At 39.8% G+C, this 24588-nt stretch carries 21 protein-coding genes; 10 read left to right on the top strand and 11 right to left on the bottom strand.

Going from position 1 to position 24588, the window contains the following annotated elements; translation table 11 throughout:
* Positions 1-67: 67 nt before the first annotated feature.
* A complete protein-coding gene (queA, locus tag H8B17_RS12725) occupies positions 68-1117 on the top strand; it encodes a tRNA preQ1(34) S-adenosylmethionine ribosyltransferase-isomerase QueA (protein WP_190309605.1) in 1050 nt (349 codons plus the stop codon).
* Positions 1118-1272: 155 nt separating this feature from the next.
* Here queA and rpmA read toward each other — a convergent pair whose 3' ends face one another.
* The 5 genes from rpmA to H8B17_RS12700 all read right to left on the bottom strand — a co-directional run bounded on the left by rpmA (position 1273) and on the right by H8B17_RS12700 (position 5379).
* Positions 1273-1539 (bottom strand): 50S ribosomal protein L27, encoded by a 267-nt coding sequence (rpmA, locus tag H8B17_RS12720; RefSeq protein WP_190309604.1) that lies wholly within the window; start codon positions 1537-1539, stop codon positions 1273-1275.
* A gap of 91 nt (positions 1540-1630) precedes the next feature.
* The gene (rplU, locus tag H8B17_RS12715; RefSeq protein WP_190309603.1) at positions 1631-1942 is read right to left on the bottom strand and encodes a 50S ribosomal protein L21; all 312 of its coding nucleotides are present in this window, start codon (positions 1940-1942) and stop codon (positions 1631-1633) included.
* 90 nt (positions 1943-2032) lie between these two features.
* Positions 2033-3943 carry an amidophosphoribosyltransferase gene (locus H8B17_RS12710; protein WP_190309602.1) on the bottom strand — a complete coding sequence of 637 codons (1911 nt, stop codon included), beginning with the start codon at positions 3941-3943 and terminating at the stop codon, positions 2033-2035.
* Between the two features lie 102 nt (positions 3944-4045).
* A complete protein-coding gene (locus H8B17_RS12705) occupies positions 4046-4336 on the bottom strand; it encodes a hypothetical protein (protein ID WP_190309601.1) in 291 nt (96 codons plus the stop codon).
* A gap of 65 nt (positions 4337-4401) precedes the next feature.
* Positions 4402-5379 (bottom strand): YihY/virulence factor BrkB family protein, encoded by a 978-nt coding sequence (locus H8B17_RS12700; protein ID WP_190309600.1) that lies wholly within the window; start codon positions 5377-5379, stop codon positions 4402-4404.
* 133 nt (positions 5380-5512) lie between these two features.
* Here H8B17_RS12700 and H8B17_RS12695 point away from each other — a divergent pair, with 133 nt between their 5' ends.
* Together H8B17_RS12695 and H8B17_RS12690 are read left to right on the top strand one after the other, a co-directional pair.
* Positions 5513-5722, top strand: coding sequence for a hypothetical protein (locus H8B17_RS12695; protein ID WP_190309599.1), 210 nt, complete (start codon positions 5513-5515; stop codon positions 5720-5722).
* Between the two features lie 67 nt (positions 5723-5789).
* Positions 5790-7157: a glycoside hydrolase family 28 protein gene (locus H8B17_RS12690; protein ID WP_223816551.1), complete on the top strand. Its 1368-nt coding sequence runs from the start codon at positions 5790-5792 to the stop codon at positions 7155-7157.
* Between the two features lie 22 nt (positions 7158-7179).
* On the opposite strand, the gene H8B17_RS12685 is transcribed toward H8B17_RS12690, so the two are convergent.
* Positions 7180-7941, bottom strand: coding sequence for a TIGR03915 family putative DNA repair protein (locus H8B17_RS12685; RefSeq protein ID WP_190309598.1), 762 nt, complete (start codon positions 7939-7941; stop codon positions 7180-7182).
* A gap of 1 nt (position 7942) precedes the next feature.
* Positions 7943-9199: a putative DNA modification/repair radical SAM protein gene (locus H8B17_RS12680; RefSeq protein WP_190309597.1), complete on the bottom strand. Its 1257-nt coding sequence runs from the start codon at positions 9197-9199 to the stop codon at positions 7943-7945.
* Positions 9200-9264: 65 nt separating this feature from the next.
* Here H8B17_RS12680 and H8B17_RS12675 point away from each other — a divergent pair, with 65 nt between their 5' ends.
* Genes H8B17_RS12675 through pdeM form a run of 4 tightly spaced genes read left to right on the top strand, consistent with a single transcriptional unit; the run spans position 9265 to position 14969 of the window.
* Positions 9265-10275 carry a ligase-associated DNA damage response exonuclease gene (locus H8B17_RS12675; RefSeq protein WP_223816550.1) on the top strand — a complete coding sequence of 337 codons (1011 nt, stop codon included), beginning with the start codon at positions 9265-9267 and terminating at the stop codon, positions 10273-10275.
* Positions 10272-11852, top strand: a complete 1581-nt coding sequence (locus H8B17_RS12670; protein ID WP_190309596.1) for an ATP-dependent DNA ligase — start codon at positions 10272-10274, stop codon at positions 11850-11852. The genes H8B17_RS12675 and H8B17_RS12670 overlap by 4 nt, the downstream gene beginning before the upstream one ends.
* 1 nt (position 11853) lies before the next feature.
* Positions 11854-14316: a ligase-associated DNA damage response DEXH box helicase gene (locus H8B17_RS12665; RefSeq protein ID WP_223816549.1), complete on the top strand. Its 2463-nt coding sequence runs from the start codon at positions 11854-11856 to the stop codon at positions 14314-14316.
* Positions 14313-14969 carry a ligase-associated DNA damage response endonuclease PdeM gene (gene pdeM / locus H8B17_RS12660; RefSeq protein ID WP_190309595.1) on the top strand — a complete coding sequence of 219 codons (657 nt, stop codon included), beginning with the start codon at positions 14313-14315 and terminating at the stop codon, positions 14967-14969. The genes H8B17_RS12665 and pdeM overlap by 4 nt, the downstream gene beginning before the upstream one ends.
* A gap of 110 nt (positions 14970-15079) precedes the next feature.
* On the opposite strand, the gene H8B17_RS12655 is transcribed toward pdeM, so the two are convergent.
* The 3 genes from H8B17_RS12655 to H8B17_RS12645 all read right to left on the bottom strand — a co-directional run bounded on the left by H8B17_RS12655 (position 15080) and on the right by H8B17_RS12645 (position 19263).
* A complete protein-coding gene (locus H8B17_RS12655; protein ID WP_190309594.1) occupies positions 15080-15922 on the bottom strand; it encodes a LytTR family transcriptional regulator DNA-binding domain-containing protein in 843 nt (280 codons plus the stop codon).
* Positions 15923-16059: 137 nt separating this feature from the next.
* On the bottom strand, positions 16060-16617 hold the full coding sequence (locus tag H8B17_RS12650) for a hypothetical protein (protein ID WP_190309593.1): 558 nt from the start codon (positions 16615-16617) through the stop codon (positions 16060-16062).
* Positions 16618-16689: 72 nt separating this feature from the next.
* Positions 16690-19263: a phosphoenolpyruvate carboxylase gene (locus H8B17_RS12645; protein ID WP_190309592.1), complete on the bottom strand. Its 2574-nt coding sequence runs from the start codon at positions 19261-19263 to the stop codon at positions 16690-16692.
* A gap of 273 nt (positions 19264-19536) precedes the next feature.
* Here H8B17_RS12645 and H8B17_RS12640 point away from each other — a divergent pair, with 273 nt between their 5' ends.
* Positions 19537-21726: an FUSC family protein gene (locus H8B17_RS12640; protein WP_190309591.1), complete on the top strand. Its 2190-nt coding sequence runs from the start codon at positions 19537-19539 to the stop codon at positions 21724-21726.
* Positions 21719-22720, top strand: a complete 1002-nt coding sequence (locus H8B17_RS12635; protein ID WP_190309590.1) for a YpdA family putative bacillithiol disulfide reductase — start codon at positions 21719-21721, stop codon at positions 22718-22720. The genes H8B17_RS12640 and H8B17_RS12635 overlap by 8 nt, the downstream gene beginning before the upstream one ends.
* Here the strand turns inward: H8B17_RS12635 and H8B17_RS12630 are convergent.
* Positions 22686-23300, bottom strand: coding sequence for a TetR/AcrR family transcriptional regulator (locus H8B17_RS12630; RefSeq protein WP_190309589.1), 615 nt, complete (start codon positions 23298-23300; stop codon positions 22686-22688). The two genes, H8B17_RS12635 and H8B17_RS12630, sit on opposite strands and share 35 nt — an antisense overlap.
* Before the next feature lie 217 nt (positions 23301-23517).
* On the opposite strand from H8B17_RS12630, the gene murB reads away from it, so the two are divergent.
* Entirely contained in the window at positions 23518-24534 is a 1017-nt protein-coding gene (gene murB, locus H8B17_RS12625; RefSeq protein ID WP_190309588.1) for a UDP-N-acetylmuramate dehydrogenase, read from the top strand.
* Positions 24535-24588: the final 54 nt, after the last annotated feature.

Raw genomic sequence — 24588 nt, 5'->3', positions numbered from 1 at the left:
AATAGATGAAACCGATCCCGACATCGTCGAGAGAGCTCTCATCAGCAGATAAAAGAAAAATAATTAGATGAAATTATCACAGTTTAAATTCAATTTACCAGAATCATTGTTGGCAACCGAGCCATCGGAACAGCGTGACGAATCGCGTTTAATGGTTTTGCATCGTGATTCGGGAAAGATAGAACACAAAATTTTCAAAGACGTATTGGATTATTTCGATGATAAAGACGTCATGATCCTAAACAACACGAAGGTGTTTCCGGCTCGTATGTATGGTAATAAGGAAAAAACCGGCGCAACAATCGAAGTATTCTTGTTAAGAGAATTAAACAAAGAACTCCGCTTATGGGATGTACTGGTTGACCCAGCACGTAAAATCCGCGTGGGCAACAAACTATATTTTGGGGAGGAAGATCTATTGGTAGCTGAAGTCGTGGACAACACCACCTCTCGTGGGCGCACCATCCGGTTTCTTTTTGACGGCACCGACGATGAGTTCCGTCGTAATATTGAGATTTTGGGAGAAACACCTCTTCCCAAATATATAAAACGTAAAGCTACCCCAGAAGACAAGTTTCGTTATCAAACAATATATGCGAAAAACGAGGGAGCAGTTGCGGCACCTACTGCCGGACTCCACTTCTCTCGCGAGTTGATGAAACGATTAGAATTAAAGGGCATCGAATTTGCCGAGGTGACACTACATGTTGGACTAGGAACATTCCGTACAGTAGAGGTAGAAGATCTTACCAAACACAAAATGGACTCGGAGCAATTTATTATTAATGAAGATGCTGCGCGTACTGTAAACAAAGGTATCGATGAAAAGAGACGTATCTGTTCTGTCGGCACAACATCCATGCGTGCAATTGAATCTGCAGTATCTGCAGACAAACATTTAAAACCGGCAAACGACTGGACGAGTAAGTTTATTTACCCGCCCTATGAATTCAGTATTGCCAATTCCATGATAACAAACTTTCATACACCAGAATCCACTCTTTTAGTGATGATAGCTGCATTTGGAGGATACGAAAACGTAATGAATGCATACGAGGTAGCTGTAAAAGAAAAATATAAATTTTATTCCTATGGTGATGCTATGTTGATTATATAGTATCAGCCTGTAAGGGAGAACAAAAGAAGAGACACACAAAATGTGTCTCTTCTTTTGTTAGAAAGAACGATAGGATAGTCGAATACACAAAAGGCCGCTGTATGGAATATACAGCGGCCTTCAAGTTTTCTTGACGTTTGTCTACAATAAAAACTCTAGTTTGTTTGCTCTGCAGGGATTACAGACACATAAGATTTATTGTTTGCTTTTTTACGGAAAACAACGGTACCATCAACCAAAGCATGCAATGTATGATCTTTACCCATACCAACATTTTTATCTGGATTATGCTTCGTTCCGCGCTGACGAACGATAATGTTACCAGCGATAGCTTGTTGCCCGCCGAAAATTTTAACGCCTAATCTCTTACTATGTGACTCACGGCCGTTCTTGGAACTACCCGCACCTTTTTTGTGTGCCATTTTTATCTTAATTTATGACGTAAAGTCAGATTAAAAACTTTTTTTTCTAAACCAAAAGCTGCCTCGCTTTTTTGGATATATATCTTATCCTTTACAGGCTAATTCCTGTAATTTGAATTTTGGTAAATTGCTGACGGTGACCGTTTTTCTTTTTATAGCCTTTACGACGTTTCTTTTTGAAAACTATAACTTTATCACCTTTTAAATGAGACAAAATCGTAGCCGAAACTTTTGCTCCTTCGATCGTAGGTGTACCTACGGTGAATTTACCAGCATCTTCTGCTAACAATACATTGTCAAATTCAATACTAGCGCCCTCATCTCCTTGTAAACGGTGCACAAAAAGATACTGGTCTTTTGCAACCTTAAATTGCTGTCCTGCTATATTTACTATTGCGTACATTGTTGTTTAATATAATTTGTTAATATTTCAATAAGTTGCAAAGATATGAAATAAAGTCAATTTTGAAAAAATAAAATTAAAACTTGTACATTAACTGCTAAAATAAGCACGTACATTTTTACCTTCTATCCAATTCATAAAGGCTCTGTTAACCACTTTATTCCCCCCGGGGGTAGGATAATCGCCCGAAAAATACCAATCGCCCAAATGCATTGGACAAGCGGTATGTAAGTTATCCAAAGTCTGGTAAACGACTTCCAATTCAGCTTCCAAATGATGGGGACGAATAATGCGCGCAATTTCCGCTGAAATTTCTTCATCTGAGAAAGGTTCATAGACGGCCTTCACATAATTCTCCACCTTATCTTTTGGCATCGTAAGCGATGCTACACACTTCTGATAGACTTCATCAATAACATGCGCTAATCCATTACTCTTTAATAGATTAATTGCTGCCTCAAACGCTACAAATTCTCCCATTCTTGACATATCAATACCATAACAATCCGGATATCGAATTTGAGGAGCAGAGGAAACGATAACGATTTTCTTTGGATGCAATCGATCTAATATGGTTAGGATACTTTGTTTAAGTGTGGTGCCACGTACAATGGAATCATCAATAGCAACGATAGTATCTACATCGTCCTTTACGATACCATAAGTCGTATCATATACATGCTGAACCATATCGGTGCGATCGGCATCCTGTGTAATAAATGTCCGAAGCTTGGCATCTTTGACATTCAATTTCTCGAAACGTGGTGTAATATTAATCATTTCTTCCAGTTCTGCGTCTGAAATCTTATCCGCACGATTCAACAAAACGTCTTTCTGATAATTTCGTACGTAGGTATTTATTCCTTCCATCATGCCGTAATACGACACTTCTGCTGTATTTGGAATAAATGAGAATACCGTATTCTTGATGTCGTTGTCTACCGCTTTTAGTACCTGTGGACACAACAAACGTCCCAACTCTTTGCGTTCTTTGTAGATATCGGCATCCGAACCCCTGGAGAAATAAATACGTTCAAAAGAACATGATTTCTGCACGACAGGCTGACGGAACATTTCTTCCGTAATCGTTCCATCTTTTTTCGCTATCAAGGCATGTCCGGGCTTAATTTCTTTAACGGCCTCTAATGGTATATTGAAAGCCGTTTGAATAACCGGACGTTCCGAAGCAACAACCAAGACTTCGTCGTCTTGATAATAAAATGCAGGTCGTATTCCTGCAGGGTCACGCATGACAAAAGCATCACCATGTCCAAAAATTCCGGCGATAGTATATCCACCGTCCCATGTCTTTGCCGAACGTGTCAATATTTTTGCGACATCCAGATTTTTGGCAATCAATGCGCTTATCTCAATATTGGAATACCCCTCTTCTTTAAACTTGTCAAATAGTTCTTGATTCTCGTCATCCAAAAAGTGACCTATTTTTTCTAAGACGGTAACCGTATCTGCCTGTTCCTTGGGATGCTGGCCTAACTCGTATAATTGTTGCAACAGTTCATCAACATTTGTCATATTGAAGTTCCCCGCGACAACCAAATTACGGGTCATCCAGTTATTCTGCCGGAGAAAGGGGTGACAACTTTCTATGCTATTTTTACCATGCGTCCCATAACGTAAATGCCCTAAAAGAACCTCTCCAGTAAAACTGACATGCTGCTTGAGCCATTTTGTATCCTTGGACTCTACGGGATATGCCTTATTTACCGCAGCGAATTTCTTTTGTATATATTCAAAAATATCCGCTACGGCAGATGATCCCATAGCGCGGTACCGGGAAATATATCGATGGCCGGGTTTTACATCAAATTTAATAGTGGCTATACCCGCTCCATCTTGGCCTCGATTATGTTGTTTCTCCATAAGGAGATACATTTTATTGACACCATAATAGGGCGTACCATATTTTTCTTGATAATAAGACAGGGGTTTTAGTAATCGAACGAGTGCTATTCCGCACTCATGTTTTATCGCGTCACTCATAGCTTGAATTGATGGTGCAAAGGTAAGCATTATTTAGAAAAAAACTATTCTCTCTTTTGGTTTGCATCGTAATTCATCTAAACAAATGACAAAGGAGAGATATTAAAAATCTTCACTCTGCTCTAAATCTTCATGATTATCTCCGCCCAAACTATAGTAATTATTTTCCTCGTCTTCTGAGCCTATTTCCTCTTCATCGTCATCTAATTCCGATCCGGGTACATCTAACCCCTCATCCAATGAGCGATTCCTCTCCTCTTCTTCCTGTTCCACGCGATCACTCAAAATTCGCTCTTCCTGTTCAAAGATGTCTTCGTTTTCGGGATAATGAGGATATCCTGGTAAATCTTTGCCCTCCTGTTTTTCGGATTTTTGTTTTTTTGAATCTTGCATAATCGTATAATTTTCTTTCCTAAATAAAAAGTAGTCCGTATCGCGATTCGTTTTTCACCGTAAACTTACTTTTTCGTTTCCATGGCCTTGTCGTCTGCTGTTAAAGGTGCTGGTGGTATTTCACCCACTTCACGTTCCATTTCTTTCACCTCTATATGTACAGCAAATTCAGAGGGTTCTATCGGGACGCCTTTATATGTGGCATATTCCCGGGTGTAGATGGCCCCTAAATATAAAATAGCTGCCGTGTAATAAACCCAAAGTAAAATCAGTACAATGGAACTCGCGGCACCGTATGTCGATTCCGTATCAGAACTTTCAATATAGATACCAATCAAATAGCGGCCAACCACAAAAAGTAGTGCGGTAAACAGTGCTCCCGACCTTACCGTACGCCACTGTATATTTACATCGGGTAATACTTTGAAAATCACGGCAAATAAAATAAAGATGACACAAAAAGACAAAAAGAAATTGAGCCCACTAAACAAGAACACCGTAGCATCTGGAAAAAACTGTTGTAAGCGGTCTGTAAACGCCAAAATCGTCCCATTTATGATTAATGTTACCACTAACAAGAAACCAAGACCAATAACCAATGAAGAAGACAACAATCTATCTTTGAGGATTTTGAGCCATCCCTTCTTTACCTTCGGACGTACATGCCAGATTTTGTTAATAGAGTTTTGGATATCTCCAAAGACCGTGGTTGCTCCCAACAGCAGTGTCGCGGCACTTACCACCAAGGCTACATTGGACTTTCCTGACAGGGATAAATTTCGGATAACTTCTTGAATCTGGCTGGCCGCACTTGCGCCCACAAAGCCACGTAGTTCTTCAAAAACCTTTCCTTGGATCGCTTCTTCACCTAAGAAAATTCCAGCAAGTGAAATCATCAATACCAAAATGGGCCCTAATGAAAAGACGGTATAATACGCTAATGACGCACTATACTTCAGGCTATCTTCATTTGTAAATCCCAACACCGTATTCTTTAAAATAGCAAAGTGGGATTTAAAAACATTTTCTTTGTTCTTTGTCATACACTATAAACATAAAGACCTACATGTAGTAAACGACCTGATTTCCTAAAAGTTTAAAAAAAACTTCATAAACCCCGTCTGTATGGAAGATTAATCTAGCAACAATTTGTATTCTGTATTGTTCTTTTATAACATGAAACGACACGGACATCCTATAAAAAGAAATAAAAAACTGATCTTCGCAGGTGTGGCCATCCTTATCGGTGGTATATGTATGCGGTTGGCTTGGATCTATATTCATGATCCTCTTGGACCGGTTATTATTATTACCGGTGCGGTGCTATTTTTAGGAGGGGTTATATTTTTTATAAATACCATGTATAATCAACGACACAAATTTTAACCGCTACCATTTATCAATAAACAAATGAGAAATGCTATTTTTGGCCTAGCAGTTTTAAATAAATCCAATGGCTATGTTCAAAAATCTTTCTTTTTTCACCTTAATTTTGCTGATTATTTCTTCCTGTAATAACAGCGCAACAGAAAATCAATCAAGGATACAAAAGCGAGATCAAATTCTAAGCCTCATTACCGCTCCTTCTCTTTCCACCAATTTGATTAATATAAAAGATTTTGGAGCATTAGGTGATTCATTGACCGATAATAAACCTGCTTTTGACAAGGCGCTACAAAAATGCAACGCATTAGGTGGTGGAAGAATTGTTGTTTCTCCTGGTATCTATCTGGTAAACGGCCCTATACATTTAATCAGCAACGTTACACTCGATTTACAAAAAGGAGCAAAATTAGTTTTTGGTTCCAATCCAGAAGACTATCTACCTGCCGTATTGACGAGTTGGGAAGGAACATTTCTGTATAATTACAGTCCATTTATTTATGCCTATCAAGCGGAAAATGTTGCGATCATTGGCGAAGGTATAATTGATGGAAACGCAAAAGATACCTTCAGCACGTGGCATGCAAAGCAAAAACCAAGTCAAACGCTAAGTCGAAAGATGAACCATGAAGACACACCAATAGAAGAGCGCATATTTGGCTCCGGACACTATTTAAGACCTCATCTCGTACAGTTTTTCGAATGTAAAAACATCTTGATAGAGGACGTTACCTTGGCCAACTCACCATTTTGGTGTGTCCATTTATTAAAGTCAGAAAATATCACAGCGAGAAGAGTCAAGTTTGATGCTTTCAATAAAAATAATGATGGATTCGATCCGGAGTATTCGAAGAATATTTTGATTGAAGATATCGATTTTAATAATGCAGACGACAATGTGGCTATCAAAGCCGGTCGAGACCATGAAGGTCGAAAAACCGGCATTACTTCTGAAAACATTATCATCCGTAATTGTCGGTTTAAAGGTTTACACGGCGTCGTCATCGGAAGCGAAATGTCGGCCGGGGTACAAAATGTCTTTGTAGAAGATTGTACGTTTGGCGGATATTGCAAACGTGGTATCTATCTGAAATCAAACCCCGACCGGGGCGGTTTTATCCGTGACATTTATGTCAATAACGTCGAATTTGGCGAGGTAGAAGATTGTTTCTTCATCACATCCTATTATCACGGCGAGGGATCAGGTCATGAAACGGATATACGGAATATTTTTGTCGACAGCCTGCGCTGTAACAAAGTGCACAACGCGGCTTTGGTGATTCAAGGCTATCCAACCAAAAAGGTGAGCGACATATACTTCTCAAATGTTCAGATAGATACGGCCAAGACAGCGGTCAGTTTCACCAATGCCGAAAACATTGTATTTCATAATCTTATTATAGGAGACGAGGTCAAAGTACCATCCCATGTGCAATAGTGCGTTTATCGTAGACTAGCCGTTATTTCTTCTCCACGAGATACTTCCAGTATCGTCTAGGAACATGTTGGAGATGTAACTTCATGTTTTTTCGTGCTTCAATATTGGTGCTGGTATAATATTGTTTCCAAAGGCGCTGGAAAAGTTCATCACGTTCGTCCATTGCAATAGCAACTGAAGGCATCGTGGTATCTTGTACTTCTTCTGGGCTAAGCTGTACCTCTCCTACCTGCCGCGTATCGAATAGCAAGCCATACTTTCGTTTCATATCATAAATGAGCCAGGGCATATCCGCATATCGCTTTCGGAAAAAGTCCGAAATTAAAGGCAATACGTTAAAATCCGGTTCGACCAGCGCAAAGAACAAGCCATCCGAACTTTTACTAAAACGGATAAACGCTTTCATACGATGACGTTCGCGGCTTACCTTTTTTAGTATCTGCGAAAAATATAGCACATGGTCATTGCCATAATGTTGTCGTATAGCTGTCCGACCGGTAAAGATTTGATGTAAGATAAAAAAAGACGCCTGCCAAGCCTTCCGATCTTCCGAAAGAAATGCCCGATAAAAATCCATCGCTTCTGCATTCCCGATACGTTCCTGCACCCCCTTCTGGACACGTAATGCTTTCGCATTATCTGTTACGATGGTTCTCCTGTCTTTAAAGAGATCTATTTGATGATCCTCAGACGTAATCGGAACAACAGTTGCCTCCTTTCTCTCGAAGCTTTCAAATACACAGCATAAAAAACCCAAATATGTTCCGTCAAACAAATAGTACATATTAAAATAACGTTAATTGTCCTGCGGAAACCTGTTGCCGACTCTTCTGGTTACCGGCGTTTAAAATAGCTATTCGAACATACTCCATGCTGGGGTGCCCCAGCATAAAAGGAGAGTCTGCACAACGCAAAAAATATTTTGCCCGATTATAGGCAATACCAATTTTTTGCAGTTGGTAGGCATGCAACCTTCCAAATTTTCGGGCCTGTATGATCTTTAATGCCGACTGCCGGCCGATTCCAGGTATACGAATGATGGCATTAAAATCAGCAGCATTCACATCCACCGGAAAGAAATGAGGATTACGTAATGCCCAGCTTAATTTAGGATCTATATCCAGATCCAGATGTATATGCTGCGGATTTAAGATTTCGTCGAGTTGAAAACCGTAGAAACGCAATAACCAATCGGTTTGGTACAGCCGGTTTTCACGAACCAAAGGTGGAGCTGATCCAATTTGGGGTAACAACGAATTGCCATTATTTATAGGAATATAACCACTGTAATAGACTCGTTTCAGATTATAATTCTTATAGAAGTCATTGGCAACCTGCATGATTTCAAAGTCATTTTCGGGCGTTGCACCGATCACCATTTGTGTACTTTGACCGGCGGGCACAAAAATCGGTGTATGTTTTATGAGTTTCTTTTCTTCCTTAAAAGATTTCATCTGTTCATTTACAAACGCCAAAGGTTTTCTTACCGACTCATGGTCTTTCTCCGGGGCCACTAACTTAAGTCCGGCTTCGGTTGGTAATTCCAAGTTGATACTCATTCGATCTACATATAACCCGGCTTCCTTAACCATTTCCTCACTCGCACCGGGAATTGTTTTGAGATGAATATAGCCGTTATATCGCTCTTCCTGTCGCAACTTTTTCACAATACGCAACATACGCTCCATCGTAAAATCCGCATTTTTGAAGATACCGGAACTTAGAAAAAGTCCTTCAATATAGTTTCGCCGATAAAAATTCATCGTAAGATCTACGACTTCTTCCACGGTAAAGGCGGCTCTTTTCACATCGTTGCTTTTACGACTGACACAAAAAGCACAATCATAGATACAATGATTGGTCAATAGAATCTTTAGCAAGGAAACACAACGTCCGTCTTCGGTATAGGTATGACAGATACCCGATGCCGAAGCATCACCGATTCCATCCCTATTCTTTCTCGTACTACCGCTGGAGCTACAGCTCACGTCGTATTTGGCCGCATCTGCCAATATCTTTAGTTTTTCTTCAATCCGCTGCATAACAAAACAAAAATACTAATTTTTTTAGCCAAAACATAACGGCAAAAAATTGGTTATTTATTAATATGCTACTATTTAGAAAGGAAGGTATCTATTGTATACCGGGCAAATTCTACATCGATCCATGGCAACCGGTAGACTTTGCTGTAGTAACCCATGGTCATGCCGATCACGCACATTGGGGTATGAAAAAGTACTTATGCCATCATTTTACAGTACCCATATTAAAAAGTCGTATTGGGAAAGATATTGCTGTACAAGGTGTTTCCTATAACGAATCGCTTTATATCAATGACGTCAAGGTATCGTTACATCCGGCTGGGCATATTGTAGGTTCTGCTCAAATCAGAATGGAATATAAAGGTAAAGTAGCTGTTGTTTCTGGAGATTATAAAATACAAAACGATGGTCTGTCTACCCCTTTCGAACCTATCAAATGCCATGAATTTGTATCCGAAAGCACTTTCGGATTGCCCATCTATAATTGGTTGTCGGTGGAACAACAAAATCAACAAATGCAAAATTGGGTCTTACAGAACCAAGCAAACAGCAAAACATCTGTTTTTATTGGTTATTCGCTGGGTAAAGCCCAACGTATCATGAAAGCACTTGCAGGAATCTCTCCTTTACATGTACATTATTCCATTGGTAAACTCAATGAAGCTTATGAAAGTGCGGGTGTTAAACTCCCGGCCTATCATATTATCAATTTCCAGGAAGATATCAAGCATGTAGATAAGGGTATTGTCATTGTTCCACCTGCCTTGGCGGACTCCAAAATAATCCATAAAATACCCCATATGGCAAACGCTATCTGCTCGGGTTGGATGCAAGTACGAGGAGCGCGCCGATGGCGGAGCGCCGATGCAGGTTTTGCCATAAGTGATCATGCAGATTGGCACGGGCTTTTGGATGCTATTAAGACGACGGAAGCTGAAAAGATATATATAACACATGGACAAACAGCTGTTTTTACCAAATATCTGAATGAAATCGGGATTTTAGCAGAAGAGGTGACGACAGCATTTGGAAACGAAGAGGAAGAAATGGAAGAAACAGAAGCAAGCAAATTATGAGAGCCTTTGCCACCTTAATCAATGCTTTGGATAGCACTAACAAAACCAATTTAAAATTGGAGGCTATCGATCGTTTTCTTCATGAAGCCGATAATGATGACAAACTATGGTTTCTCGCTCTCTTCACAGGAAAACGCCCGAAACGCAATGTCAATACCGCATTGATGAAACAATGGGCGATCGAAGTGGCAGCAATTCCCGAATGGTTATTCCAAGAATCTTATGCTTCTGTAGGCGATTTGGGTGAAACTATTGCGTTAGTTTTACCACAAGCCCGCCACTACATCGATCGAACGTTAACGGAATGGATGAATAGGATTATCACACTGAAAGACAGTAGCGAGGCTGAAAAAAAAGAATTTGTCCTGCAAGCTTGGAATAACCTCCCTACCATCGAACGCTTTATTTTTAATAAATTATTAGGCGGCAGTTTCCGATTAGGTGTTTCGTCCAAAACACTTATTAATGCTTTGGCGAAACATTATCAGATGGATGCCAGTGCAGTGGCACATAGTGTTATGGGCGACTGGAAAATGGGTGAAGTGACGTTTGATAATCTCATAAAGGGTTATTATACGGATACACAGCTTTCCAAGCCCTACCCTTTTTGTTTGGCTTACCCGTTGGAAAAAGAATTGCATGAACTGGGTGACGTGCAAGATTGGCAAATTGAATACAAATGGGACGGTATCCGCGGACAGTTTATCAAACGGGGCGAAGAAGTGTTTATATGGTCACGTGGCGAAGAGTTAGTTACTGATCAGTTTCCGGAAATACGGGATATTTTGCTACGGTGGCAGGGAAATTTTGTCATCGACGGCGAAATCCTGGTCGTGAAAGAACAGGAAGTGATGAATTTTTCGGCGTTACAGAAACGATTAAACCGGAAAACGATTAGCAAAAAGTTATTGGAGGAATTTCCTATTCAGGTATACGCCTACGACCTCATCGAGTGGGAAGACGAAGATTGGCGACACAAAAGTATGTTGGAAAGAAGGCAACAATTGGAATCGTTATTCTTTCTTAATCCCTCTCCTCACTTGCAGTTATCTACGGTTATCACTATTGATGACTGGAAAGCGTTACAGGCCATTCGGGAAAACGCCCGTTCCATCAATAGTGAAGGCATCATGCTAAAACACAAAGGGTCTCTTTATCATACCGGACGGAAGAAAGGTGATTGGTGGAAATGGAAAATCGATCCGTTAACGATTGATGCTGTTTTAATTTATGCCCAAAAGGGAAGCGGGCGACGAAGTGCCTATTACACGGATTACACGTTTGCTGTTCGGGATGGCGAGCATTTAGTTACCATTGCAAAAGCTTATTCCGGACTAACAGACAAGGAAATAAAAGAGGTTAGCCGTTTTGTCAACAAAAATGCCCTGGAAAAGTTTGGCCCGGTGCGAACCGTTAAACCCGAACTGGTATTTGAAATTGCTTTTGAAGGGATTGCTTTCAGCAACCGACATAAATCGGGCGTGGCATTACGTTTCCCTCGAATCGCACGGTGGCGAACAGACAAAACGGCTGCAGATATCGATGATATTGAAGAAATCAAAAAAATGATTCATTGATTTGAAAAACAACAGACAACATACCGAAGGCTATACCATTATCACGGACTGGATGGGGCAAAAAGGCAATACACCTTTTAGCTTTCAGGAAAAAGCATGGAAGAAATACAGCAATGGATATAGTGGCATGGTGGTCGCTCCTACTGGATTTGGGAAAACCTTCTCCATTTTCCTTGCGGTATTGATCGATTTTATGAATAACCCTTCCCGTTATCAAAAAGGGTTAAAATTATTGTGGATCACGCCGTTGCGATCATTGGCAAAAGATTTAGCCCGTGCCATGCAAGAAGCCATTGATGAGATTGGTCTGGACTGGGTAGTAGAGGTGCGGAATGGTGACACGGACATCAAGATAAAGCAGCGGCAAAGCCGGCAGATGCCCGATGTATTATTGGTGACACCCGAAAGCCTGCATTTGTTACTGGCACAAAAAGGCCGCCAACGTTTCTTCAACGCTTTGCAATGCGTAGCCGTAGACGAATGGCATGAATTACTTGGAACAAAGCGTGGTGTGATGGTAGAATTAGCGTTAGGATTTCTAAAACATCAACACCAAAATATTCGAATATGGGGCATCACGGCCACCATTGGCAATCTAGACGAAGCCATGGAGGTGCTCATACCTACTACGCAGAAAAAAATAAAAATTGTTGCGCGTGAGAAAAAGAAGATTGCCATTATTCCTGTCTTTCCGACAGAAGTGGAAGTACTGCCCTGGGCAGGACACTTGGGTGGCAAGTTAGCCGAGGAGGTTGTACCTATTATTTTGGAAAGTAAATCAACATTAGTTTTCACCAATACCAGAAGCCAAAGTGAGATGTGGTATCAACTGTTGTTGGAAGCACATCCCGATTTTGCCGGACAAATTGCGTTACATCACAGTTCTATTGACAGCCATATCCGACAATGGATAGAGGAAGCCTTGAGTGAAGGAAGACTAAAAGCTGTTGTGGCCACTTCTTCCCTCGATTTGGGCGTAGATTTTAAACCCGTGGATACCGTTGTACAAGTTGGCTCCAGTAAAGGCGTCGCGCGCTTTATGCAGCGTGCGGGGCGTAGCGGGCATTCTCCTCACGAACTATCCAAAATCTATTTTGTTCCCACCCATTCGTTAGAATTGATTGAAGTGGCCGCCTTAAAAGAGGCTGTCAAAACACAAACCATCGAAAACCGGGATCCGATGGTACTTACGTTTGACGTATTGGTTCAATTTCTGGTTACCATTGCTTTAGGAGGCGGCTTTCAAGCCAACGACCTCTACCCGGTTATCAAAAACACATTCGCATTTCAGGAGATAACCGAAGAAGAATGGGACTGGTGTATCTTTTTCATCACGCAGGGGGGCGCTATCGGCAAGAATTATGAAGAGTTTCATAAAGTTACCCTTAACGAAGACGGTATGTTAGTGGTGGAGAAAAGACGCATTGCTATGCTACATCGCATGAATATGGGCGTTATCGTAAGCGATGCGATGATGCGGGTCAAATTTCTTTCCGGAGGCTATATCGGTATGGTGGAGGAATATTTTATTTCGAGATTGCATAGCGGTGATAAATTTGTTCTAGCTGGCCGCGTGCTCGAACTTATTCGCGTGAAAGAGATGACGGCATATGTTCGAAGCTCTTCAGGCCGAGCTTTTACACCAAGTTGGTTAGGCGGCCGCTTACCGTTGAGTTCTAATTTAAGCCAGTTCTTGCGACAAAAACTGGCACGTGCCAGACATCCCGATAGCCGTGAAAAAGAACTGCAATTCTTACATCCTTTGGTCGCACGACAAAGTGAACATTCGCATATTCCAGCAGAAGACGAATTTTTGGTGGAGTCTATCCATACCAAAGAAGGATATCATCTTTTTATGTATCCATTTGAAGGGAGGTTGGTACATGAAGTCATGGCGAGTTTGATCGCCTACCGCATTAGTCTGTTGATTCCAATAAGTTTTTCCATGGCAATGAACGATTACGGATTCGAATTGTTTTCTGATTCAGAAATCGCATTAGATGAATCTCAACTAAAAAAAATCCTCCGTCGGGAACATTTAATGGAAGATGTAATCAGCAGTATTAACGCTACAGAAATGGCGAAGCGGAAGTTTCGGGATATTGCTGTCATCTCGGGTATGGTGGTTCAAAACTTACACGGAAAGCAACAAAACAATAAGTCTTTGCAAGCTTCTTCGGGCATTATTTTTCAAGTTTTGGAAGAACATGACCCACAGAACCTACTGTTGCGTCAAGCGTACACGGAAGTATTCAACCAACAATTGGAAGAGCCACGATTAGTAGCTGCATTTGAACGAATACATCATAGCAAAATCATTTATAAATTTGCAACTGGATTTACACCATTGAGCTTTCCTATCAAAGTAGATAGTTTGCGGCAATCCTTATCAAGCGAAGATCTGACAAGCCGTATTCAAAGACTGCAGCAGAGCAATTGGAAGTCTCCCAGAAAAAAACGATGAATATTATTACGCAAGACATATCCTTTTCCGATACATCATTGACATTGACAAACCAACGTGTATTGTTTTGGAAAGAACATAGCACGCTTATTCTCGCTGATTTACATTTAGGTAAAGCGGCGCATTTTAGAAAAAACGGCATTGCCCTTCCCACACAAGTAACACTGCAGGATTTGCAACGTCTGGAACAATTGATACAGTATTTCTCCGTTGCACAAGTCATTATTGTAGGCGATTTAATTCATGCAGGAGCTAACAGGGAAGTGGATTTACTCCGCCAATTTATCACCAAATTTCCTTCTACCAAGTTTATTTTAATTAAAGGAAACCACGATCGTTTTGCAGATGAACAATGGAAAAAAATAGGGATTCAAGAAGTTCATCAAAATTGGCGTTTAGACCGTATTTATTTTACGCATCAGGCAACGCCCGTTGTCGATACGCATACCATCAGTGGGCACGTGCATCCAGGTATCAGCTTATGGATGCCTACCAAAAAAACCATTACCTTTCCTTGCTTTGTCGTAGCGACACAACAAATCATACTACCTGCTTTTAGTCTATTTACCGGTTTTGATACGAAATCAGCTCCAGACTACGCCATCCGTTATGCTTTTCACGAAAACGGTATTTTTTCCACAGATATTTTTTAAAAAATTTGTTTTAATCAAAAAAACACACTACCTTTGCAGCATCATAATTTAGGTTTATAATTGGTTAGCTAAAGGTTTTCATTCTCCCCGTTTGAAAACCTTTTTTTATTTCAACTTATTTTATTACTATCCTTCCATTTTTTATATTCGGAAAAGCGTTCAGGTTTCCCTAGTTTTAAAGGCTTATCATTATAATGATTCATATAAATATAGCCTTTTGTCTCTCGCGCGATATATGGTAAAGCAACCACCCAACTGTCATGTATCCTTACAAATCGATTTTTAGGTAACTGTTTAAAAAATTTAGTCAACGACATTTTGACCTCCAATGGTGGACCGTCTATGAGATATACGGTTGTAATTTCATCCTTCACCTCTAAATATACGATACGAAAGATATTCACCATATAGGTTGTGATGCCTGATTTCAATGTCAACGTCCTGTTCTCCTGAGCCAAATCAGTATATTTTCCGCTATTCATATCATCTCTGGGAACCTTTCTTGATCTTATCGAGTGTAGCATTTGCTTGAACAGAAACAGAATAATACCATATTTAAAGAAGGTCCAATAAAAGCGATTAAACCCTCCTAAAAAGGCGCTCCAGGAAGCTTCTACTTCGGTATTCCACATAAATGTTGACATATGATTTTCATTTCCGTGTATGACATAATAGCCTAGCGCGGCCAACATCATATAGCTTCCGCCGAGTACCAAGCTCGCTTTGATATAACGTCTTTCTGAAAATAAAAGTCCCAGGGCATATTGACACAACTCTATCACTCCTATTGCAACGAAAAAAACAAACGTAATAACGACAAAATCGATAAAAGATAAAGCTCCGTTATTGCTTATCTGAAGAAATAAAAAATAGATGCTATAGAAGGCCACTTTTAGCCAATTCCACCTCTGCAAAAAAAACAATAAAATACGCTTTAGAAAAAAAAGTCTCATGATGGTTAGTTATTTTATAAAAGTTTTTAGATAATCGAATATACATAACACACAAGATATTTGCAAATCGAAACGATCTTTCATAAAAAAAGGAATGTAATTCCTTACATTCCTTTCCCGCATTTATAAATGATATTCTAGTGGTGGGCACTTGCGTCTTCCTTACCTCCTGCCAGCGTAAACAATTCGGTTACTTTTGCCAAGTTTGCTTCCGCAAATGTCCGTACGTCCTTATCTGTATTACGCGTCATTCGCTGAAGCTGGTCTTTTACAACAGCAGCCTCATGTTGTACATGATCGATGTATCTATCATCAGCATAAGATATAGAAGTTTGCAGTGCTACCGTATCAACATTGTTCGTCGCAACAAATTTCTCAGCCCCTTTAATAGGAAAGTCAACTTGTTTAGTGATCGCTAAGCTGTCCAGTCCTGGTATCAATGAACCATATACTTCCTTGCTCTTTTCGGCAAGCTGCTTTGCTTGGGATGAATTTGCTACTCCTGCCACATAAGAAGCATAATCCTTTTCATAAATTACTTTCGCACCTACGAGCTGAAAAAATTGATAGGTATCGCCATCAATCAATGTAGTATGTGTTAAACGCAACTGCTTTTCTTGCGCGGTCTCTGATCCACAAGACATAAACAATGTGGTAGCACATACACCAACAACAAATAAAGTATTTAATTTCATTTCTCTTCTATTTATGCTACAAAAATATAAAAATTATCGACTTTCCAATTTAAAATAAATAACGCATCCTCGTTATGCAACATTTCGTCCAGCATTCACCACGCCATAAATTGTTCGAGCAATAAGCTTTCTATACACAGCCTCCTGTTCAGCCGAAAGCTCTCTGTGTAACATATTGCGAATAGCATAGTGTTGAATCGTCAGTAAGGGTAACACGATCTTTTCTCTTGCCAAAACGGACGCCCTTTCTATCGGATAATCCTCCATTAATACAGAAGTATTACTTAACTTAAGTAGATATTTTTTTGTTAACTCAAATTCATCACGGAGCATGCTCCAAAAATCACCAAAAGTTTCATCGTATTCCATATATGCCGTAACATCGAAATTCGATTTTGTCATCGACATCATACAATTGTCCATTATGGTTTTAAACATACCTGAACTTTCATACAGATTTTTGACGTAAGACCATAGATTGTTTTCTTCCGCCCACTGCAAAGCAGTGCCCACTCCATAGAAACCGGGAATATTCTGCTTCAATTGGCTCCAGGATGTCACGAAACTGATAGCCCGTAAATCTTCCAAACGCAACTCTCTACCAGAATTTCGTTTTACCGGACGGCTACTGATATTAACTTCCGCTAGCTGCTTCAACGGACTCAAAGTCTCTAAATATTTTAAAAATAATGGATGTCTACGAAGCGACATAAATTTATCATGACTGGCGTGTGCCATCTGGTCAATCACGTCTTTCTGCTTCTTTGTCAACGTATCGCCATCGTTCTGCTGAAGTTCCGAGATAATCCCAGCCTGCAAAAGTTGTTCGATATTGTATTTAGCTGTTTCTAAGGAGCCATACTGGCTACTAATGGTTTGCCCCTGAATGGTCAATTGGATATGTTCATTTGCAATTTCTTTCCCCATAGACGCATAAAAACGTTGGGTTTTCCCACCTCCTCGCGCGGGAGGCCCTCCCCTTCCATCAAAAAACACCAAATCCACATCATACTCACGAGCAATAGCTGTCAACTCAATTTTTGCTCGATATATAGACCAATTTGCCATTAAATAACCTCCATCTTTCGTGCTGTCAGAAAAACCGAGCATGATAGTCTGTTTGTTTCCACGACGTTCGATATGTTCCGCATATGCTTTATTACCATATAGGCTTCGCATCACATCGGCGGCACGAGAAAGATCGTCAACAGTTTCGAATAAAGGTACAAAATCAATGGTTAGCGTATCTTTTTTCCATCCCGACCATAAAAATAATTGCATCAAGCCTAAGATATCCGATGCTTGTTGACAATTACTGATAATAAAACGCTGCGCGGCGCGCTCGCTACCCGACTTTTGAATGTCTTTAATTAATCTAACAACCTGTAATGTATCCACGACCAGCGCATCCGCATCTTTCTCTACATCCAAACTTAGCTCCGTAAATGTGATTTCTTTTTCTTTATCAGCTTCAGACACTCTGATTTTTTCCAAATCAAGTCCAGTCTCAGGGTAACGTTCTACCAGATAATTAAATGCATTTCGTAATACGCTACTATCCTGCCGAATATCCAACGTGGTAAAATAACATCCAAAAGTAGAGACTTTACGAATTAAGTCTTCCACCAGCTCCACAAAAAGTCCCTCATGCATAGTATTTAGCACCTCCTTCACTGCATTGAGGTTTTCTAATATCTTTCTGGTGTCATTCGTCGGGTTTTCCACTGGATTAAAACTATTCTCATAGAATAAATCTTGGAGAACATCCAAATATTTCTGCGTTCCGCGGAAAGTTATTCGACGCCTCAACAGTCGAAAATCACGGTAATAGCAGCGAAATAATATTGTCCGCAGCATATTTGCCACTTTCTTCGTGCTCTCGACGGTTACATTCGGATTGCCATCCCTGTCGCCTCCCGGCCAAAAGCCTAATTCGATAAGTTGTTTCACATCGTCAGTTGGTACCTCTAGCCCATCATCGATATCCGATTGGATTTCAGATGCCACTTTATAAAATACGTTTTCCAAAAACCAAGCTAAACTAGCGGCTTCATCAACCGGTGTAGGTTTCTCTTTATTAATAAATGGAGTTTTTCCCAATTGCTGTAGCAGTAATTGGATATTGTGTACGTCATTTCTCTTTAACGCATCTATTAGATCTGTGATGATAGCAAGCACAGGACCCGGATAAAACTGCGTAGGATGTGCTGTCAATACAAGTCTGACAGAAAAATTATGTAATTTTTCTAAAATCCTTTGTTTAAGATCCGCATTATTCTGCGCACTACGAAACAAGGATTGCAGAATCCCAGAGTCGTCTGCCTTGCCTACTGACTGAAAAGCAGAATCTTCGACTGCGTCAAAAAGCACTACTTGACGTTCAATATATTGTACAATCCGGAAGAGAAAATCAATTCGATCCTCTTCTTGTACATATTGCTCATATTGACCAAAGAAACTCTCGATAATATCTTCCGGTGTTAATTTTGCTTCCACTCCTTTCTCACAATGCGTGGAAAAAAAAGGAAGAATCGTACCAGTATGCTTGACACTTTGGAATGGCAGCGTTAAAAAAAGGCTTTTATACAGTTCAAAGCGCGTTAAAACTTCATTGTGAAAAACAGATTTTTTTTGACTTAATTTCATCTATATATTTTTTTGTTTCAATGGCTGAAGAAAACTCCCTGTAAATAATAATTGCCCTATCTGGCAACATAATTTACATCTCGGTTTGATGTTTAATATTAAGGAATGCCACAGATTTCGAAATTGCTAAATTCGAATCGGACTAAATTATGCACTTTTCACAACAAAAGCAACTATTCGATATGATTAAAATATTAAATTATGATTTTCATTACCAAAAGTACAAAGTCTTCTGGGTGATTTTTTAGTATCTTTATCCACACATTGTTTTCTATGGAACGAACGAAAGAAATTAGCCATTTTTTCTACAGCCAATATTTCGCAGAAGGACTGATGATCACGTTAGGATGCATCATTCCCTTGCTCGTATGCATGTATTTAGGGTATGTGAACGAGGGTACGTTAGTTTCTTTTGGTGCGCTCTTAATCGGACTTTCTGATACACCTGGAGCCCCCTCTCATCGTCGATTAGGAATGTTATCAACCATCGGATTAGGTATTATAACTTACCTAATCATCATCACGATCAACTTTTCTATCAGCTTAACTACAATCGCCATAGCCGCGCTGAGTTTCTTTTTTGCTATGTTTGCAGTTTTCAACGCCCGCGCTGCTACGGTCGGGACAATGTGTACTCTTTTGATGCTGTTTAATGTACAACATGCCGTCACTGGCGGGAATGTCTGGCTTCCTCTCTTATTCGTTATTGTTGGTGGGTTGTGGTACATGGTAATCAGTATGTGGACATTAAAAGTTAGACCTTATCGCATCGCCCAACAGGAGCTTTCCGAATCTATGCGTTATGTCGCAGACTATATCCGGTTGAAGGCCAATTTCTACGATCCAAATGTTGACATAGACACCAATTATCTTAAATTAATTGAAAAACAAGTAGAAGTCAATAAGCATCAGGAATCGGTTAGAGATACCCTTTTCCAAAGTAAACGATCCATCAAGGATACAACGAAGATCGGGCGCTACCTTACATTGGTTTTTTCCGATATTGTTGACCTTTTTGAACAAAGTCTAACTACCCAATACGATTACAACGCTATTAAATCTACCTATGGTCAATACGGTGTACTCACGCCTTTTAAGCATACCATATTAAAAGTGACAAATGAGTTAGATAATATTGCTTATGCCATCAATGCAAATAAGTTACCCAAACCTACTTATGCTTTCGAAGATGACATGAATAGTTTGCGGGAATCGGTAGAAAAGCTTGATCGAAAAGGTATCAATACCATCCCTCTCAAAAAGGTCATTATTAATATTAGAAGTATCATTAAATACCTGGAGAATATTTACAGCTATAACTCAACCAATGTAGGGCCCAATATCCCCAAAGAAGAAATAGATTCGGCATCTCAATTCATCACACGTGACCAGATTGACTGGAAGAAATTTAAAAGTAATCGTAGCTTGCAGTCATCGGCTTTTCGCCATGCACTGCGCATGGCCATTGTGCTCTCGGGGACATATCTCACCCTCAACCTTATAAATTTCAGCCCCAATGGAATTTATTGGACACTGCTAACAATTATGGTTATTCTTAAACCGGGTTTTGGCTCTACACAGGAGCGTAATGTCCAACGGTTGATAGGCACATTAATTGGGGGTATTCTTGGGGCAGTGGTTATTTTCACAATCGACGATGTCACCACACGTTTTATATTCCTAATCTTCTTTTTCCTCACCGGCTATAGTTTATTTCGGATAAATTATATTGTAGCCGTCATGTTCATTACGCCCTATATATTAATTATGCTTAGCTTCCATGGTCTAGATACTTTGGAAATGGTAACCGAGCGGGTTATTGATACTTTTCTCGGCGGGTTGATCGCATTTGCGTCGAGTTATGTTATTTTCCCTAATTGGGAAAGCTTTCAATTTAGAGACAACATGCGTAATTTACTTATTGCCAACTATAACTATCTGGCTCAAGCGATACGTATACTCGCAGGCGAACAGTTAACTGTTACTGCATACAAGCTCTCCCGAAAGGAAGTATATATTGCATCTGCCAACATGGGATCCACTTTTCAAAGAATGTTAACGGAACCCAAATGGCGTCAAAAATACACAAAAGAAGTCAACCGTTTTGTTATTCTCGATCATATCTTATCCTCGCATTCTGCAAACCTACTTACGCAGGTTCACCAAGCAGACATTAGTTCTTATAGTCGAGAACATGTGAGGCTATTAAAGAAAGCATTATCCAACCTACATAAGGCCGCGGCCCTACTCGCTCCGCCTGACGACGAGCGGGAGTTTGATGCGGATGAGGATTTTCCAAATCTGAAAATAGTTACAGATGAAGATGAGGACGGCAAATTAATTACCGAACAATTACAGTTTTTAAGTAAAATTTCAGGAGATTTACAGAAAGTTGCACAGGAGCTTGTCACACGCATGGCAGAAGTCGAAAATAAGGAAACAATAGGTTTGGCAGATGGATAATCATATTGACGTTTTAATTATAGGTGCTGGCCCGATAGGGATTACTTGTGGTATTGCCGCAAAAAAAGCGAATTTATCCCACCTTATCATAGAGAAGGGCTGTCTGGTGAACTCATTATACAACTACCCCCTTAATATGACATTTTTCTCGTCTTCCGAGCGTCTTGAGATTGGAGACACGCCTTTTGTAACCACTCTTCCTAAACCAAAAAGAGCGGAAGCGCTAGAGTACTACCGTCGTATTAATGAGAAATTTGATTTAAACACGCAGCTCTTTGAAGAGGTGATCGAAATTAAAAAGGAGGCCGATCTTTTTATCGTTATAACAAATAAAAAACAGTATATGGCTCGATCGATAGTGGTCGCTACCGGTTTCTATGATGTGCCCATGCTACTGGATATTCCTGGCGAACACCTCCCAAAAGTTACACATTATTATAAAGATCCCCATTACTATGCGAACCAACGGGTTATCGTTGTCGGCGCAAGTAACTCCTCTATAGATGCGGCACTGGAAACCTATAGAAAAGGAGCAAAAGTGACATTAGTTATTCGCGGATCAGAAATAGGTCCTCGCGTAAAATATTGGGTACGACCAGATATAGAAAACAGAATTGCCTTGGGCGAAATTGACGTATACTATCAAAGCCAACTTACAGAAATAAAAGACGACTACGTTACGATATTCACTCCGCAAGGTCCGATTGAATTGGAAAACGATTTTGTACTGGCACTCACTGGCTACCGCCCCAATTTTGACTTTTTAAGAAGAATCGGCATTGATGTCCCCACCGAACCTCCTATGATTCCGACACACAATCCGGAAACTATGGAAACAAATATAGCAGGACTTTATTTAGCTGGTGTGGTGTGCGGTGGTCTTAATACCCACCTTTGGTTTATCGAAAATTCCCGAGTACATGCGGATATTATTATACAACATATTTTGGAACGGATGTCTAGCTGCTGCGCAAACCTCGAAGAAAAATCTTAACCATTTTCTGCTGTTTGGTAAGAATAAGTTCGAACTCGTCCGGGGTAGGAAACAGGCAATCGTTCAAGTCTTTACTTAATATGCCTACACGCATACCCATCAGGGAAAAAAGCAGCAGTTCTGCTGTCTCGTTAAAATCGTCTACCTCGATTTCCTTGTTTTCGACGCCTTTTTTTAGGATACGACTATATTGATCCCGAATAAGTTCGAAGTACGGACCGATATTCTTTCCCATTTCACCCGGGTTTTGAAGAAATTGGGATGAAGAATATTCGAATAGATTATAATTTTCACGCATAATTACCATTCGGCTTTCCACCGCGTATAAAAGAATATCCTCCACATGAGAAGCTTTTGAGATATATGCATCTACCCTATTTATCATCTCATTGATAACATGTTCTAATACGGCAGTGTATAAGCTGTATTTGTCAGGAAAATAATAATACAACAAAGCTTTCGAAAAAGAAAGATCTTTGGCTATTTCTGCCATCGTCGTCTTCGCCATTCCAAAATGCGCGAAACGACGTTTCGCCACATCAAGTATTTTCGCTCTCTTTACATCAACATTCTTCGACATGCTATTTTATTATTTAAACCTAAATGTATTCATTTTTATATGCAATTTTAATTGCGCGTTATATAAAATAAATTTATTTTGCTCTCCTCTGCCTTTGAAGGCTTATTTTTATAGAGGAAATACTCGGCTTTATACTATCTTTACAGCCATATTATAAAGTTAGTTCTTTTTTTGATCTTTTAAAAGAATTAGTCAAGTTAAGACATTGCAGAAAATAATGACAAACACCATCCAAAATCATATTTCATTAAAAACTTACAATACATTTGGCATCGAGGTTTTCTGTCAAGATTTCATCAATATAGTGGACGAAAGCCAATTGCCTATCCTATTTAAAGAAAGAAAATTTTCTTCAAAATTTTTCGTATTAGGTAGCGGTAGTAATGTACTCTTCACCCGGGATTACGACGGCCTGATTGTACGCATGGGCAATAAAGGAATTACACATTTTATTGATGGTAATTTTATATATATTACGGCTAAGGCGGGTGAAATCTGGAATGATTTCGTTTGGTACTGTGTGGAACATGGTTTTGGGGGGGTGGAAAACCTTGCCCTAATTCCGGGTACAGTAGGTGCCTCTCCTATCCAAAATATCGGTGCCTATGGCACTGAGCTCATGGATGTATTCTATTCCTGTCGGGCCTTTGATACGATCGTCGGTAAATTTACAACTTTCCATAATAGGGACTGTATATTTACGTATCGCGACAGTATTTTCAAATCCAAATACAAAGGACGTTTTATCATCACTTCGGTCACGTACAAACTACATTTACACCATAGCATAAATACGTCATATGGTGCTATCAACACAGAACTACAGAAAAGGGGGATATCCTCTCCCACAATCAAAGACATTGCTGAAGTAGTTTCCTATATTCGCGTAGAAAAGCTTCCAGATCCTTCTACTATCGGTAACGCGGGTAGTTTTTTTAAAAACCCAATCATCCCAACAAAGGTATTTGACGAATTGCAAAAAATGTATCCGGACATTATTTTCTACACTGTTGACGAAAATCATGTCAAACTAGCTGCAGGTTGGCTTATAGAAGCATGTGGATGGAAGGGAAAAATAGACGGGAACGTAGCTATCTGGAAAAATCAAGCATTGGTAATCACGAATTTAGGCAATGCCAGCGGCTCAGATATTTATATAACATCGTCTAGAATAATGAACGATGTGTATAAAAAATTTGGAATTATGCTAGAAAGGGAAGTAAATATCCTCTAAAAGTTTTCAACAATTGTGAGTTAGAGTTGTTAAAAATAGTGATACCCCCTTATT

It is taken from the genome of Sphingobacterium arenae (assembly GCF_014692505.1).
GTDB classification, from domain to species: domain Bacteria; phylum Bacteroidota; class Bacteroidia; order Sphingobacteriales; family Sphingobacteriaceae; genus Sphingobacterium; species Sphingobacterium arenae.
The sequence above is the reverse complement of the archived record's forward strand: the minus strand, read 5'-3'. Positions and strand labels throughout refer to the sequence as shown.